Source organism: Paenibacillus cymbidii (assembly GCF_004764705.1).
GTDB lineage: Bacteria > Bacillota > Bacilli > Paenibacillales > NBRC-103111 > Paenibacillus_AN > Paenibacillus_AN cymbidii.
Genome location: NZ_SHLX01000010.1, coordinates 272,598 through 287,823 on the forward strand (window position 1 = coordinate 272,598; position 15,226 = coordinate 287,823).

The 15,226-nt window shown below is 59.3% G+C and carries 11 protein-coding genes; 9 read left to right on the forward strand and 2 right to left on the reverse strand.

The annotated features are described in order from the left end of the window. The first annotated feature begins 17 nt into the window (after nucleotides 1-17). The 3 genes from EXY20_RS16135 to EXY20_RS38985 all read left to right on the forward strand — a co-directional run bounded on the left by EXY20_RS16135 (nucleotide 18) and on the right by EXY20_RS38985 (nucleotide 1,957). A complete protein-coding gene (locus tag EXY20_RS16135; RefSeq protein ID WP_167859279.1) occupies nucleotides 18-524 on the forward strand; it encodes a carbohydrate ABC transporter permease in 507 nt (168 codons plus the stop codon). Nucleotides 525-690: 166 nt separating this feature from the next. Beyond that, the gene (locus EXY20_RS16140) at nucleotides 691-1,128 is read left to right on the forward strand and encodes a BrxA/BrxB family bacilliredoxin (RefSeq protein ID WP_135552905.1); all 438 of its coding nucleotides are present in this window, start codon (nucleotides 691-693) and stop codon (nucleotides 1,126-1,128) included. 652 nt (nucleotides 1,129-1,780) lie between these two features. Beyond that, nucleotides 1,781-1,957 carry a hypothetical protein gene (locus tag EXY20_RS38985; RefSeq protein WP_167859280.1) on the forward strand — a complete coding sequence of 59 codons (177 nt, stop codon included), beginning with the start codon at nucleotides 1,781-1,783 and terminating at the stop codon, nucleotides 1,955-1,957. 209 nt (nucleotides 1,958-2,166) lie between these two features. Here EXY20_RS38985 and EXY20_RS16145 read toward each other — a convergent pair whose 3' ends face one another. Next, a complete protein-coding gene (locus EXY20_RS16145; protein ID WP_235885988.1) occupies nucleotides 2,167-4,035 on the reverse strand; it encodes an ABC transporter ATP-binding protein in 1,869 nt (622 codons plus the stop codon). A gap of 778 nt (nucleotides 4,036-4,813) precedes the next feature. Beyond that, nucleotides 4,814-6,088: an MFS transporter gene (locus EXY20_RS16150; protein WP_135552909.1), complete on the reverse strand. Its 1,275-nt coding sequence runs from the start codon at nucleotides 6,086-6,088 to the stop codon at nucleotides 4,814-4,816. A gap of 281 nt (nucleotides 6,089-6,369) precedes the next feature. Here EXY20_RS16150 and EXY20_RS16155 point away from each other — a divergent pair, with 281 nt between their 5' ends. The 6 genes from EXY20_RS16155 (at nucleotide 6,370) to EXY20_RS16180 (ending at nucleotide 14,788) form a co-directional block, all read left to right on the forward strand. Next, nucleotides 6,370-7,359, forward strand: coding sequence for a zinc-dependent alcohol dehydrogenase (locus tag EXY20_RS16155; RefSeq protein WP_135552911.1), 990 nt, complete (start codon nucleotides 6,370-6,372; stop codon nucleotides 7,357-7,359). A 33-nt stretch (nucleotides 7,360-7,392) separates the two neighbouring features. Then, nucleotides 7,393-8,352, forward strand: coding sequence for an ABC transporter permease (locus tag EXY20_RS16160; RefSeq protein WP_135552913.1), 960 nt, complete (start codon nucleotides 7,393-7,395; stop codon nucleotides 8,350-8,352). 15 nt (nucleotides 8,353-8,367) lie between these two features. After that, the gene (locus tag EXY20_RS16165) at nucleotides 8,368-9,255 is read left to right on the forward strand and encodes a carbohydrate ABC transporter permease (RefSeq protein ID WP_135552915.1); all 888 of its coding nucleotides are present in this window, start codon (nucleotides 8,368-8,370) and stop codon (nucleotides 9,253-9,255) included. A 136-nt stretch (nucleotides 9,256-9,391) separates the two neighbouring features. After that, the gene (locus EXY20_RS16170) at nucleotides 9,392-11,005 is read left to right on the forward strand and encodes a type 2 periplasmic-binding domain-containing protein (RefSeq protein WP_167859281.1); all 1,614 of its coding nucleotides are present in this window, start codon (nucleotides 9,392-9,394) and stop codon (nucleotides 11,003-11,005) included. A gap of 119 nt (nucleotides 11,006-11,124) precedes the next feature. After that, on the forward strand, nucleotides 11,125-13,308 hold the full coding sequence (locus EXY20_RS16175) for a peptidase C14 (protein WP_135552919.1): 2,184 nt from the start codon (nucleotides 11,125-11,127) through the stop codon (nucleotides 13,306-13,308). An 82-nt stretch (nucleotides 13,309-13,390) separates the two neighbouring features. Continuing rightward, nucleotides 13,391-14,788, forward strand: a complete 1,398-nt coding sequence (locus EXY20_RS16180; protein ID WP_135552921.1) for an extracellular solute-binding protein — start codon at nucleotides 13,391-13,393, stop codon at nucleotides 14,786-14,788. The last annotated feature ends 438 nt before the right edge of the window (nucleotides 14,789-15,226 follow it).

The window sequence follows — 15,226 nt, forward strand, 5'->3', positions numbered from 1 at the left end:
GCATGGTGCCCTTCTATATGTTGATCGTCCAGTATTTGCATTGGAAAAATACGCTGCTCGCGTTGATCGTACCCACCTTTGCCGCGCCGTTTCAAATTTTTTTGCTGCGGGTGTTTTTCCAGGAGATTCCGCCGCCGCTGATAGAATCGGCGAAGATCGACGGCGCTTCCGATTGGCGGGCGTATTGGAGCATCGCGCTGCCGTTGTCCAAGCCTGCGCTGGCGACGCTGGAGCTGCTGATGACGCTTCACTACTGGAACAAGACGTTCAATGCGATTCTGTTCATCGACCATATCGATCTGTATCCGATTCAACTGATTCTGAAAAATATTACCGCCTACATTGAGCTGATGAAAAACAGCGGCATCGATCCGAGCGGCAATCCGATCAATCCGTCGGATGTGCCTACCGATGCGATCATGTATGCGATGATGGTGCTTATGTCGCTGCCGGTGATGTTCCTGTTCGTCTTCCTGCAAAAATATTTTGTCAAAGGGATGACGATCGGCGCGGTCAAGGGCTGAGGCGGAGGTGGAGGCGGCGCAGGCGTGCAAGCACTCTGTGAACCTTGCCGGCGCCGAGTCAAGCTCGCGCGAACGCCAAATATTTTGCAAACGATTGCGCCGGATGTATAATTGACGTAGAAGTAGTTGTTATTTTACGCCAATCAGGCATAAGGAGTGAACGTTAATGTCGATGTCTTTCGAATCATACATGCGCGATATGGTGCAGCCGATGCGCGACGATTTGACCCGGATCGGCGTGGAGGAACTGCGCACGCCGGATGATGTAGTCGAGAAGCTGCCGACAGCCGAAGGAACGACGCTGCTGGTTATTAACTCGGTATGCGGCTGCGCCGCCGGCCAATGCCGCCCCGGCGTTGCCAAAGCGCTGCAGCACAGCGTGACGCCGGACCATTTGTTTACCGTGTTCGCCGGCCAGGACAAGGAAGCGACAGCCAAGGCGCGCGAATATTTGGCGCCGTACCCGCCTTCTTCGCCTTCGATCGCGCTGTTCAAGGACGGCAACCTCGTCCACTTCATCCAGCGCCATCAAATCGAGGATCGTTCGGCCGAGATGATCGCCGCCGACTTGACTCGCGCCTTCGAGGAATATTGCCAGGCGTAACGGCCGGCGCTCATTTGAGAAAAACCTGCGTGTTCGGAAGCCGAACCGCAGGTTTTTTGTGTTTTGCAATAAGCTCTGTTTTCAGGTGGGGTGGAGCAAATAAGCTGGAAAAGTCGGCTTGCGCGCCTAGCCAAGCTAGGCACAACTAGTCGGTGAAAGTCCGACCGAGGTAGGGACCGAGCCTCGTAGCTAGCAGGCAGACGATGGGGAAATCCAGCTGCTGAAGTCCTGCGAAAACCTGCGCTAAGCGCAGGGAAGCAAGCACACAGGCCGTAACGTACCGACCGTGAATCCTGCCGCATCGTAAATTTCACCCCGAAAGGGACAAGAGAGAGTCGAGCCCCGAAGCCGAGGGCGAAGGCCAAGGAATGCGCGAAGAACTTGGAGTTGCAGCGCAGAAGAACTCTCCGGTGTATAGGGATCGGCATGTGAAGACAGTTGTGACTGGAACTAGGGAGACCCTCCCCCGCACGGCGGCAAGATGTTGTAAGAGGCGAACCTAAAAGCCCCAAAGGTGAAGTGGCGAGCCGCGGGAAGGGAGTCGGAGGGGGCCATAGTACCAATGAAGCAAGGACAACATAACCTTGTGGAGGGAAGGGCGCTGAGAAGCAATCCCCCACTTTGTTCACGGGAATCGAGGAGGTACGAGCGAGTGAATGCCGGCAAACGGCTAACGACACAGAAAGAGAAAGCTCAAGAACTCCAGCGAGCCCTCTACCTGGTGGCTAAGGAAAACCCGAAACGACGCAATGTGGAAGGCAAGTACGTAACTGCCCCAGGTGAAGAACATCGGAAAGCCGTATGCGGGAAAACCGCACGTACGGTTTGATGAGGAGGGGCTGGCAATCCCAGCCCTTTACTCTACAAATCGCCGTCGGAGCCTGGGGCGGGGCAAATAAGCCGGAAAAGTCGGCTTATTTCGCCGCCGAAGCCAGAGTCGGAACAAATAAGCCGGAAAAGTTGGCTTATTCCGCCGCCGAAGCCCGGGTCGGAGCAAATAAGCCGGGAAAGTCGGCTTAAATCGTCGTCGGAGAAAGGTTATTCCGCCGAATGGATGCCGCTGCCGGCTCCTCTGCGCCTTGGCTGCCTATCGCGTTCGTCGCGTGCCTGCGGTTCTTCCGCAGAAGCCGCGGCGGCTGCCGCGAACTGGGTTTCGTACAATGTCGCATACAAACCGCCGGCAGCCAGCAGCTCCGCATGCGTGCCCTGCGCCACGATGCGGCCCTGGTCGAGCACGACGATGTTGTCGGCGGCGAGCACTGTGGAGAGACGGTGCGCGATGACGAGCGTCGTCCGGCTGCCGAGCAGCCCTTCCAGCGCAGCCTGCACGTAAGCTTCGGACTGCGAATCGAGATGCGACGTCGCTTCGTCGAGAATAAGCACGCGCGGATCGCGCAGAATGGCGCGCGCAATCGAGAGGCGCTGCCGCTCGCCGCCGGACAGCCGGTAGCCGCGTTCGCCGACGACGGTATCGTAGCCGTCCGGAAGCGCCGCGATCGCGTCGTGGATGTAAGCTTTGCGGCACGCTTCGATCAGCTCGGCGTCCGTGGCGTTTTCGCGCGCGAAGCGCAGGTTGCCCGCGATCGTGCCGTGGAACAGGAACGATTCCTGGGTAACAACAGCGATCGAGCTGCGCAGCGATTCGAGCGTAACGTCGCGGATATCGTGGCCGTCGAGCAGAACGGCGCCGGCGGTTGGGTCGTAAAGCCGCGCCGTCATGCTGATCAAGGTCGATTTGCCGGCGCCGCTCGGGCCGACCAGCGCAACCGTTTGCCCCGGCTCGGCTGTGAAGCTAACGTCGCGCAGCGCATATCGTTTCGGCCGGTAGGCGAACGACACGCCGCGGAACTCGACGCGGCCGCGCACGCCGGCCAGCGTCCTGGCGTTCGGCGCATCGACGATGTCGGGCGCCAGGTCCATGTACTCGAAAATGCGCTGAAAAATGCCGAGCGCCGTAGCCAGCTCGAGATGCAGGTTAAGCAGCGACTGGGTCGGTTCGTACAGCCGGCGGATGTAAGAGACGAAGGCGATGATGCTGCCGAGCGACATCGCGCCGGAGATCACGTTCCAGCCGCCGTACAAATAAATGATCGCCGTGCCGAACGGCACGAGCAGCGCCAGCGCCGTCCCGTACCAGCGGCCGATGAGCGCCAGCCGCAGCTCAAGCCCCATGACGCGGTCGTTCAGCTGGCGAAACTGCCGCTCTTGCGAAGTTTCCTGCGTGAAAATGCGCGTCAGCATGGCGCCCGAAACGCCGAACGATTCGGTCAGCTGCGACGACATGTCGCCTCTGGCCTTCTGCGCGTCGAGCCGCAGCGTTTTGCGCAGGGCGGATACTTTGCGCACGGGGATGAGGAACAGCGGCACGATAGTGAGCGCAAGCAGCGCGAGCCGCCAGTCGAGCCGGAACAAGATGGCGGCGGTGCCGAGCACCGTAATCGCCTGGGTGATCGCCTGCACGACGGTGCCGGTCACCGCGCTTTGCACGGCTTGCACGTCGCCGACGAGCCGTTGGATCACGTCGCCGGTGCGGGTGGACGTGAAGAAGGCGATCGATTGGCGCTGCAAATTATGGAACAGCGTGTAGCGCAAGTCGCGCATGACGCTTTGCCCCACCTGGTTGTTCAGGTGGTTTTGCCAGATGCCGATCAGGCCGCTGGCCGCCGGCAGTGCGATCATCAGCAGCGCCAGCGTGACGAGCATCGTTTTGTCGGCGCCGGGGATCGCCGTGTCGACGATTTCTTTCATCAGCAGCGGCGGGACAAGCCCGATCAGCGTCGTGGTGAGCGCCAGCACCAGGATGACCGCGAGCCGCCGCCAATACGGCCGAAACAGCCGGAACACGCGTCCCAGCTTCACATCTTTGAACGTAGCCCTCGCTTCGTTTTTGTCGCTCAGTCCTCGCAAGTTTTTGCCCTCCCTTGCCGTGTTGCTCCTTCCGGGTGAAAGCATGTTTTTATCATACCGCTTTTTCGGATGGTGTGGGAGGATAAAACTTACTCAAATTTGATTAGTGGGCAATGTCCGTAGTCCGGCAATCGTTCCGCCGTCCCGACGGCTTCTTATCTGCAAATCGACCTTTTCGGAGTAATATGCCTATAATCGCGCCCTACTCGTTCGCCGTCAAGCTGCTTGCTCAAATAGTGCATCCGTCTGGTTGAAGTAGAAGCTCGCTTTGTTTTTCGACCGCTGACAGGTTCGTGATATAGGCACTTCGGTCAGAAAATAGAGCGCCGCGAAGTATTCGTCTTGTCCGTTTTGGATAGTGGGGGAGTAGTGGAAGGTAACGAGGATGGCGGAAGTAGTGGGAGGTGGTGGGGCGATGAGAGGTTGCGGGGATGGCGGGAGTAGCAGAAGGTGATGGGCTGATGGGAATGGTAAAGGAGGGGCGTTAAAAAGCAACATAAACTTCCTCAAAATAGCATCCATTTGCATGACCGCCTGCTGTCGGGCCGGCCTCGGATCAGGCATGTTTCAAAATAAGCCATGTTTTGTTGGCTATTTCATCAAAAAGGTGCAGTCGCGAAGAAATAGCCAGTGATTTCGCTGGCTATTTCATAAAAAAGCTCATTTTTGGGGCAGTTTACGCAGAATAGGCCATGTTTTCACTGGCTATTTTCGATGCGGCGAGTGAAATTGGGCGAATAAGCCATTTTTTATTGGCTATTTTGCGAATGGGGCGGCTTTACCCACCCGCCAGCGCGCCCCGTTTGCGCGTGCCGTACCAGAACAGGACCGAGCCGGCGGCGGCAATAGCGGCCGAGATCAGCAGCAGCGACGTTATCGATACTTGCGAAGTCAACAGCGTGCTGGTGAGCGGGCCGAGAGTGCCGCGGAAACCGAACATCATCAAATGAAGCCCGAACAGCGTCGCTTCGCGGCCCGGTACGATACGCAGCAAAAACGACAGGATGCCGAAGTCCCAAATCGCTTCGCCTATTCCTTGCACGGCATTGCCCGCAATGACGGCCGAATACGTGCCCCATGCGCCGTAAAGGAACGGCACGACGGCATAAGCGGCGATGCCGCCAAACAAAATATATTTCAAATCGAAACGGTCGATCAGCCGGCCGCCCAAAAAGTAAGTCAGCAGCAACCCGGCAAAATAGCCGACGCGGGCGTAGCCGATCTGCACGTTGCTGAGCTCGAGCACGTCGACTTGCACGATTTGGTAAAGCGGGCTGGCGAGCATATTGCCGAAGCCGGAAAACATCGTGGCGACCAGAAACACGAGCAGCATGCGATTGCCGGAAACAAGCTGCCATTGATCGCGCAGCGAAAACCGCTTTGCGCCTTTCGCCGAAGTCGCTCCGTTCCCCGCACTTGCCTCGATCGCCGCCCCCGCTTCGCTTTCGCCGTTTGCCGCGGCCGGCAGCTTCAACCGCGTAAACAGCAAAATCGACGTCACGCCGGCCGCCACGGCGGCGAACAGCGGGCCGGACGGGCCGGACCAGTCCGCCCAACTGCCGACCGCGTAAGCGAGCGGAATCATCAGGCAGCCCATCGCCACGCGCACGTAGCCGAGCAGCCGGCCGCGGATGTCGGCCGGGTACATGCGCGGAACCAGCGCCGCATAAGCCGTCGCATTAATGCCCATCAGCAGCTGGTAAAGAAACGACGTGCCGAGGAAAACGCCGGCCACCGGAAAAAAAGCGGGCAACAACATCAGCAGCCGCCCGATCAAGTTCGGCACGACGACGAACGGGAGCGGATTGCGCGCCTTTTCGACCCACTGCGCCCATAACGGCGAAAAAAGCAGACCAAACGCAGGAGCTGCCGACAACAAGCCGACTTGCAGGTGGGTTGCCCCTTGCTGAATCGCAAACGTGATGTAGAACTGATTTATAACGACGTTGAACAAGCTGACGATCGAAGCGGCGCCGATGTCGATTTTTGCGTTGCGCCAAACGTTGGGCATCATGAACAGGCCGAGCTTGTACAACGGTTCGTTTGGTTTCATCAAAGCTCGAAACACCGCGTTTCTGTTGGGATAAAGCGCACGTCTCCATCATAGGGGAGGAAACGCTTACATGACAAGCCACCAATCGTCGTTTTGTCGAATAATAGCCGCTTTTCGCGAGCCGCGTCACATTACCTCACATCAGCGAAATTTTCCCGTTGACAATCGTGTTTATCTCCCCCTATAATCAAATTAAACCAGAAACAAACTAGAGTATTCTTATCCCGTTAATAATCCTCAATAACAAACTCAGATGAAACGCAGAAAGAGGTTGGGCAACTATGAAAGCGGTAAAAGGCCGGAACGGTACGGCGGAATTGGTGGAACTCCCGGTTCCGGAAGTGTTGCCGCAGCATGTGCTGGTGAAGACGGACGTTTCCGCCGTCAGCGTTGGCACGGAACTCATGATGATTCGCGTGAACGGAGAAGCTAATTTAGGATATAGTGCCACAGGCACCGTGGCTCAAATTGGCGAAGGCGTCACCCACGTCGCACCCGGCCAGCGCGTTGCTTGCTACGGCGTGCCCACGCATCGCGAGTATTTGCTTGTGCCGAAGCATTTGACCGTGCCCGTGCCGGAAGGCGTGTCGCCGGAAGAAGCGGCCTTTGCCGGCATCGGCGCCATCGCCGTGCATGCGGTGCGTCAGGCGAATCTTGCCTTCGGCGAAACGATGATCGTCGCCGGCCTCGGCATTCTCGGCCAGGTAATTGCACGTATTGCGCACGCCGCCTGCTACCGCGTCATCGGCCTCGAGCTGATGGAGGAGCGCTGCCGCATGCTCGAGGCCGCGGGCATTACCGCCTGCCGCAACGAAGCGGAGCTGCGCCGGGCGCTCGAAGCCGGCGATCCGGCGGTCAAAGGCGCGGACGCCGTGCTGCTGTGCGCCAGCGACCGCAAGCGCAGCATGGTCGACCAGGCGCTCGGCTGGCTGCGCGACCGCGGCCGCGTCGTTGTCGTCGGCGATACGGGAACGGAGTTCGACCGCGACCTGCTTTTTATGAAGGAAGCGAGCATCCACATTTCGCGGGCCGGCGGCCCGGGGCGCTATGAGGAATCGTACGAGAAGCAAGGCGTCGATTACCCGGTCGGCTACGTGCGTTGGACGGAAGGGCGCAACGTCGGCGAATATTTGCGGCTCGCGGCGGAGAAACGGATCGATATGCGCCAGCTTATTACCGGCGAATGCTCGCTGGCCGGCTTGCCCGCCATGTACGGCAGCCTGGCCAGCGCGCCGCAGCGATCGATGGGCGTTGTCGTTCGGCATGTTTGATCTTCATTATGGGAATAAAGGCGGTGAACGAACATGCGCGCGAACGGAGCCACGCTGACGGCGCCCGGCGACAAGCCGGCCCGCTACCGCCGCAGCTTCTGGAAGACGCTTGTCCGGTACAAATGGCTTTACCTGCTGATGCTGCCGGGCGTGCTGTACTACATCATTTATCATTATGTGCCGATGTTCGGCCTCTTGATCGCTTTCGAAAACTACAACCTGCTCAAAGGACCGTTTCACAGCGAATGGGTCGGGTTCGCCAACTTCCGCACTATTTTCAATTCGCCCGACTTTCCGATTCTGATGCGCAACACGCTGTTGCTCAGCTTTTACCGGATTTTGTTCAACATGCTGCCGGACGTGCTGCTCGCGCTGATGCTGAACGAAATTCGTTCCCGCTGGTTCAAACGGATCGTGCAGACGATTACGTACGGGCCGCATTTTCTGTCCTGGATCATCGTGTACAGTCTGGTGTTTTCGTTCTTCGCGCCCGGCGCGGGGCTTGTCACCACGTTTTTCCGAGATATCGGCTGGGGCAATCTTGACGTCCTGACCAATTCGGATTATTTCCGCCCGATGTTGCTGATCACGGAAATATGGAAAAGCACCGGCTTCGGGGCGATCATCTATCTCGCGGCGCTCGCTTCGATCAACCACGAGCTGTACGAGGCGGCGGTCGTCGACGGCGCCGGCCGGTGGCGCCAGCTGTGGCATATTACGCTGCCGGGCATCCGAGAAGTGTTCATTCTGCTGCTCATCCTGCGCATCGGCAACATCATGGACGCCGGGTTCGAGCAGGTGTACATTTTCCTCAACGCAAGGGTTTACGACGTTGGCGACATTCTCGACACGTGGATATTCCGCCGCGGCATCGAGCAGATGGAATTCGCCGTGCCGGCCGCCATGGGCGTGTTCAAATCGGTGATCGGGCTCGTGCTCGTCTTCGGCGCCAACAAGCTGGCCAAAAAAATTAGCGGATCCGGAATCTGGTAGAGGAGGCGAAAGCACATGATTGCCGCAGCGAAAAAAACGCCGTCCGACCGCGTCGCCGACGCTATCATCTACGGGATTCTCGGCTTGTTTTGTCTCGCGACGCTGTTTCCGCTTTATTTTGTCGTCGTCATGTCGATTACGCCTTACACCGAAGTGCTGCGCAACGGCGGCTTCGTCATCGTGCCGAAGTCGTTTACGTTCGACGCGTTCCACGCGATCTTCAGCAGCAATGTCGTGCCGAAGGCCGTGCAGGTGACCGTGTTCATTACCGTCGTCGGAACGGCGTGCAACCTGCTCATTACGACCATGCTGGCATACCCGTTGTCCAAAAAGTTTTTGCCCGGCCGCAACGTTGTGCTGATGGGGATCGTGTTTACGATGCTGTTTTCCGGCGGCCTTATCCCGACGTTCCTGACGGTCAAGGCGACCGGACTGATGAACACGCTGTGGGCGCTGATCATCCCCGGCCTGGTGTCCTCTTTTAACATGCTGATCATGAAAACGTATTTCGAAGGGCTGCCTTACGAAATCGAAGAGGCGGCCAAAGTCGACGGCTGCAGCGACATCGGGACGATGGTGCGCATTGTGCTGCCGCTTTCGCTGCCGATCATGGCGACGCTTGGGCTGTTCTACGGCGTGACGCATTGGAATGCGTATTTTGCCGGGATCATGTACTTGAACGATCGCCACTTGTACCCGCTGCAGGTGGTGCTGCGGAACATGATAATGTCGCCCGCGGTCAGCCAGGAGCTGGCGGTGCCGCAATCGACGCTGCAGACGATGCCGCCGGAAACGATCAAGATGGCGACGGTCGTCGTGGCGATCGTGCCGGTCATGATCATCTACCCGTTCCTGCAAAAATATTTCATCAAAGGCATGCTGCTCGGCGCCGTTAAAGGCTGACGTACAAGGTTTACTTTTTCGAGGGGGGATGCGGGGCAAGGTTGTCGGGCTGCGGAAGGTCGGTCATACGGGAATCATGTTTTCATTAGGCTTGGGCAGGCAAAATCGAACGTACGAAAAAAGGGAGGCCAATCGATTGAAAACGTTACCGAAAGCAATGTCCACACTCATCGTCGCTTCGCTCGTGTTGTCCGCATGCGGCAGCAATGACAAAAAGGATTCCGCCTCTTCGCCGGCTCCGTCCGCCAGCGCAGGCGCATCGGCTTCGGCCAGCCCCGCGGCAACCAAAGAGAAGCTGGAGCTCAAGTGGAACGTCATCGCCGACGCTACTTTCCAGCTGCCGTCCGGCGACAAGGACGCGATCAAAAAAATCATCGACCAGAAATTCAACGTCGACCTGAAGCTGACTTATTTGCCGATGGGGAACGACTACAATAACAAGCTGAACACGATGATCGCTTCCGGCGACATTCCGGACGTCTTCTTCGCCGAAGGCATCGCTTCGAACACGTACATCAAGGACGGCATCGCCCGCGATTTGACCAAGCTGGTGACGCCGCAGACGATGCCGAACTATTTTAAATACTGGATGAAGGAAGATACGCTGAAAAAGTACCAGGTGCAGAGCGTGTTCAAACGCGCCGCGATCCCTTACGATCCGGACATTTACCGCACGTTCTATATCCGCAAGGACTGGCTGGACAAGCTTAACCTGAAGATGCCGACGAACTACGACGAACTGGTCAGCGTGATGAAGGCGTTTACGTTCAACGACCCGGACGGCAACGGCAAAAACGACACGTACGGCTTCACCGCCGTCGGCAACGGCACGAACATTTCGATGGACTTCCCGGAGTTTTTGAAAAATGGTTTCGTTGGCGACACTTACGTCAAGGACGACAAGCTGGTCGACGTGCGCACCGACATCGGCATGACGAACGTGCTGAACGACATCAAGAAGCTGATGGATCTGAAAGTGGTCGATCCGGACTGGCTGCTCAACAAATCGAACCAGCAATATGAAAAAGCGGGCCAAGGCAAAGTCGGCATCATCGTCGGCCAAGGCAAGGACATCGCGTTCGACAACAACCCGGCCAGCTTCCAGTACAAAGCGAAGCAGCTCGATCCGAAAGCCGACTGGGAGCCGTTCCATCCGTGGGAGAAGACCGGCACCTGGGTCGAAACGATCCCGGGCAACCCGTTCGTCATCAGCTCCAAATCGTCGGAGGCGAAAGTGCAGCGCTCGATCGAAATTCTCGACTGGCTCGCCGGCGAAGAAGGGTTCCTGCTGACCAAATACGGCACGGCGAACGTCGACTACAAGCGCGACGGCAATAAAATCGAAGTGATCGCCGACGCCTTCAAGAAGGACTTCACCGACAACAACAGCTATAATGAAATTTACGGCTGGTTCACGCCGCGCAAGCCGGAAATTTACGGCCTCGACATCGTCGACAGCAAAATTACCGACCGCGACAAGAAGATCGTCGAGAAGATCCGTTCCTACAAAATCTTGCCGTCCGTCGGCACGAGCCTTGGCATCAAGGAAGGCATGGACCTTGCCGGCATGCGCAAGCAAATGAACGTGTACCTGACGCAAGTGCTGTTCAAGGACAAGGACGCTTCGAACTGGCCGCAATATCGCCAGGACATCATGAACAAATACGGCGGCAAAGCGATTTTTGATTATTATGCGGAGCAAGTGTCGGTCGCTTACGGCAAAACGATAACGTTCAAAGCGGAGAATTAATCGGACCGGTTGTATGGACAAAAGGCGTCAAAGGCGGCCGCCCTCTTCAGGAGGGCGGCGCAGCCGTTTGCGGCGCGTGACTGGCCGCATCGCATCACATCGGGAGGAGGATGGGACAGATGCAGCATGTACCCGATATTGCGGCCTTGCTTGCGCTCGATCCGGCGGGGCTGGAGGACGGCGCTCTCGTTTACGTCGGCGGCAGCCGGGAGGTTGGCGACGGCGGCGCCCATGTCGCCAGATGGGCGGCCGATTGCACGGCGCCGGGCAACGGCGGCACGGTGCGCGATCCGTTTGCCGGCACGCGGATGGGCGTCAGCGTTTCGCCGGAGGCGGAAGGAGGACCTGGCGGGAGATGGCTCGTGTTGCACGAAGGCACCGGCGATTACCGCTGGTTCGGCGTGATGAACGAGATTTATCCGGCTGACGACGCGCTTGAAGCGATGGTCGCCGATCCGTCGATCCGCTCCGTGGTCGCCCGTTCGGATTTGCGCTTAGTGCGCCGCCACGTGTTCGCCCGCAGCGATATAACGCTCGATTTCGGCGGCTTTACCGTGCGGACGGACGGGATTGAGGAAGCGAAGCCGAATGATCCGTTTGCGGCGGTGCTGTTTTTTCGCGGGGAAGCGATGGGCGGTCAGCAGACGGTGACGCTGACGCACGACATAGCCGAGCTGAGCGATGTGCTGGAGGTAGCCGACGCGTCGGCGTTCGCCGAAGAAGACTGGTGGGTCGCGCAGGTCGACATTGTGCGAGGCGGCGCGGAGCGCGAGTTGAACTACATGCTGCGGGTGGCGCGAATTGTCGATGCCACGCACGTGCAGTTCAACTATTGTATGGGCTGGCCGCTTGCGGCGGGGCGGACGATCGCCTACAAACGAATGAACCCGGTGCAGCGCGTCGTCGTGCGCGACATGACGTTCATCGGCGGCGGCTCGAAGGACACGACCGGCTCGCAGCCGGTTGCTTTCGAATATGCCGCGTACTGCGACGCGATTGGCATTCGCGCCTTTGCCACGTTCTGGCCGGTCGTCATGCGCCGGTACAACTCGCATTACGTTACCGAGCGGTGCGAGCTGACGAATCCGACGGAGGTGATCGTCGGCGGCACCGGCTATTTGACGCAGCAGATCAACTGCCTGTTCGGGCATGTGCGCGACTGTCATTCGGTTAATGCCCGGCATTTGAACGATTTTACCCATGCGGCTTACTGCATGGTCGACAACTGCCACGCCGCCGGCGAGGAGCACGGCCCGTACGTGACGCACGGGCAATACGAGCACGACCTGACGTATACAGGCAATTCGGGGCTGCTGTCGTTTGCCAACAGCGGGCCGACGTGGGGCGACAGCGCCAAGCGCATTACGGTGCGGAAGCATGTCGGCTCGCGCATCATCGCGCATAAGAAAATCAGCGACCTGACGCTCGAGGACTGCCATGCGATCAAGTACGAAGGGCTGCCCGATTCCGGCACGATCTGGGTCAATGCCGACGGCGTGCAGCTTCGCGGCTGCACGGCGACGCACGGCATCACGATCACGCAGCGGACGAGCCGCTCGACGCGGCCGAACGTGGCCGACGGCTGCTCGTTTGCGCTGCAGGCGGGCGGCGTCATCGCCGACGCGTCGGTGACGGCCGACTTTACGCTGCGCAGCTGCGTACTGCTCGGCGCGGACGGCAACACGATCGGCGGCATCGGCCGCCTGTTGCTGCACGACACGCGCATCGCCGGCGCGTCGCCGCATGCGCAGCCGCTGCGCGTCGCTTCGCGGCACGTCGTTGTCCGCGGCGGGGAGCTGCGCGACACGGGGGTGTTGCTTGTTGCCGCGGCGAGTGCGGCGGGAGACGGCGAAGCGCAGGGCGGAGCGGGAGCGGCGGGTGAAGCAGGAGCGGCGGCGGTCGACGGCGTGGCGGGAGACGGCGTTACGCAAAGAGGAGCGCGGGATGAGCGCAGCCTGACGGTCGACGGCGGCGCCGCGGTCGGCGGCACGAACGCGCGCAAGGCGCTGCTGGAGAGCGCGCCGGAGGCGGGAGCGGTGACGTGGAGCCTTGGCGGCTATGCGAGCATGGCCGCGGATGCGGCGACGGCGCATTTTCGCCTGGGCGGCGCGGGCAGCCGGTTCCGCGCATCGGGTGCACGATTTACCGGCGGCAAGTACGCCGTGGCGGGAACGAGTGCGGCAGAGGGGTACTTCCTGCTGGCCGGCTGCATCGAGGAAGGCGTCGACCGGACGGAGCTTCCGCCGGAAGACGGCGAGGCCGGCCGCGTCCGCCATGTGGCGGGAAATCTTCTCCTTCCCTGATTGACAGCCGCTGGCCGTTCGTTGCTATAATAACGGATAACATCCTTGCGAGCGGCATTTAAACAATAAATGAGGGTTTCCCATGGAAAAACGGACAAGTCGGCAATCGTCCCGCACGCGACTGAACGAGCTGGTCGCGATGCTGCGGGAAGAGATTTTGATGGGCAAACGCCCGGTCGGCGACTACTTGCCTTCCGAGAAGACGTTCGCCGAACAATACAACTTAAGCAACCAATCGGTGCGCAAAGGACTGGAGACGCTCGTCGCGGAAGGACTGATCGAAAAGATCCCCCGAGTCGGCACGAAAGTGACCGGCCCGGCGGACGGCAACGCCATCACCGTCACATTCGGCTTTCATACGTCCGTAACCGGCGAAGCGGACATTCACCGGCTGCTGACTCAATTCCAGAAGCAGCATCCGCACATCCGCGTGAAGGCGGTGCCGTTTCCGAGCAACGACTACAGCTATATCCGCAATTATTTGACCGGCGGCTTGTTTGACGTCGTGATGATGAACATCAACAACTTCCGCCAGTATCTCGAAAGCGACGACAAGGAGCTGTTCGAGCCGCTTTCGCGCGACCCCGGCATTTATTCGTTTCTTACGAACGCCTTCCAGTCGGGAGGAAAGCTGCTGGCGCAGCCGTTCATCTTTTCGCCGCTGGTGCTTTGCTACAACCGCGAGCACTTCCAGGAGAAGAAGCTGCCCGAGCCGGACAGCAGCTGGCAGTGGAGCGACCTGATCGAGCACGCGGCGAAGCTGGCCGCGCCGAACGAGCGGCTCGGCTTCCATTGCGACATCTACTCGCCGAACCGCTGGCCGCTCCTGCTGCTGCAGACCGGCGCTGCGTTCGAGAGGCAGCCGGACGGCCGGCTGCAGCTGGCGGATACGACAATGCTGACGGCGCTGCGTTATTGCCGCGAGATGCAGCAGGCGCTGCCGCTGCTGTCGGAAGGCATTGCAACCGGCGAATCGGAGCGGCTGCTGGCGCGGGGCAAAGTGTCGATGATTTTGACCAGTTATTTTTACTTGAACTATTTGGCGGGGGAGAACGTGCCGTTCGACGTGGCGCCGGTGCCGCATCTTGGCACTCCGATGACGCTGCTGCTGAACATCGGGCTCGCCGTCAGCCGCCAGACGCCGAACAAGGAAGCGGCCGTGAAGCTGGTCGACTTCCTGACGTCGGAGCAGGCGCAGCTGTTCATCCGGCAGATGACGTACAGCTTGCCCGCGCGCAAGTCGGCCGCCGAATGGATCGGCAAGGACACGCTGTACCGGCCGTCGCGCTTCTCGTTGTTCCGCGAGACGATCCCGGGCTTCCGCTACTTCACCGACCTCGGCATTACGGCCGCCGAACTGGCCGCGATCAACCAGGAGGCGAAGCTGTACTGGGCCGGGCTCGAGAACGAGGAGACGTTCGTTGCACAGATCGAAGCCTACGCGGAACCGAAACCCGAAGGCACCGCTGCGGCGAAATGAGCCGCGGCAGTCCCGCTGAGGCGCCGCAGCGCCGGGAACATTGCCGAAGCGTCGCTGTAAGGCTGAAATCAGCCTTATTTCGCTCGCCGGACGCCGAAGCGTCGCTGTAAGGCTGAAATCAGCCTTATTTCGCTCGCCGGACGCCGAAGCATCGCTGTAAGGCTGAAATCAGCCTTATTTCGCTCGCCGGACGCCGAAGCGTCGCTGTAAGGCTGAAATCAGCCTTGCAGCGCATGAAACCTGCGCTAAACGCCTCGCGGCAGCCTTGCGGAGCCGTTGCAGCGCATGAAACCTGCGCTAAACGCCTCGCGGTGAATTTAGACTAGAAAGTAGACACACTGTAACAGCGACCTGATACAATACAAACAAACGAAAGGTCGAGGTGTGTCATGGGAAATATCCGCCAACATTTTGATGAGGAGTTCAAACGCCAAACCA

Bases quoted from the DNA above. Each gene is read 5' to 3' on its own strand.
- EXY20_RS16135 (WP_167859279.1), top strand. From the start codon at position 18: ATGTTGATCGTCCAGTATTTGCATTGGAAAAATACGCTGCTCGCGTTG.
- EXY20_RS16140 (WP_135552905.1), top strand. From the start codon at position 691: ATGTCGATGTCTTTCGAATCATACATGCGCGATATGGTGCAGCCGATG.
- EXY20_RS16150 (WP_135552909.1), bottom strand. From the start codon at position 6,088: ATGAAACCAAACGAACCGTTGTACAAGCTCGGCCTGTTCATGATGCCC.
- EXY20_RS16155 (WP_135552911.1), top strand. From the start codon at position 6,370: ATGAAAGCGGTAAAAGGCCGGAACGGTACGGCGGAATTGGTGGAACTC.
- EXY20_RS16160 (WP_135552913.1), top strand. From the start codon at position 7,393: ATGCGCGCGAACGGAGCCACGCTGACGGCGCCCGGCGACAAGCCGGCC.
- EXY20_RS16165 (WP_135552915.1), top strand. From the start codon at position 8,368: ATGATTGCCGCAGCGAAAAAAACGCCGTCCGACCGCGTCGCCGACGCT.
- EXY20_RS16175 (WP_135552919.1), top strand. From the start codon at position 11,125: ATGCAGCATGTACCCGATATTGCGGCCTTGCTTGCGCTCGATCCGGCG.
- EXY20_RS16180 (WP_135552921.1), top strand. From the start codon at position 13,391: ATGGAAAAACGGACAAGTCGGCAATCGTCCCGCACGCGACTGAACGAG.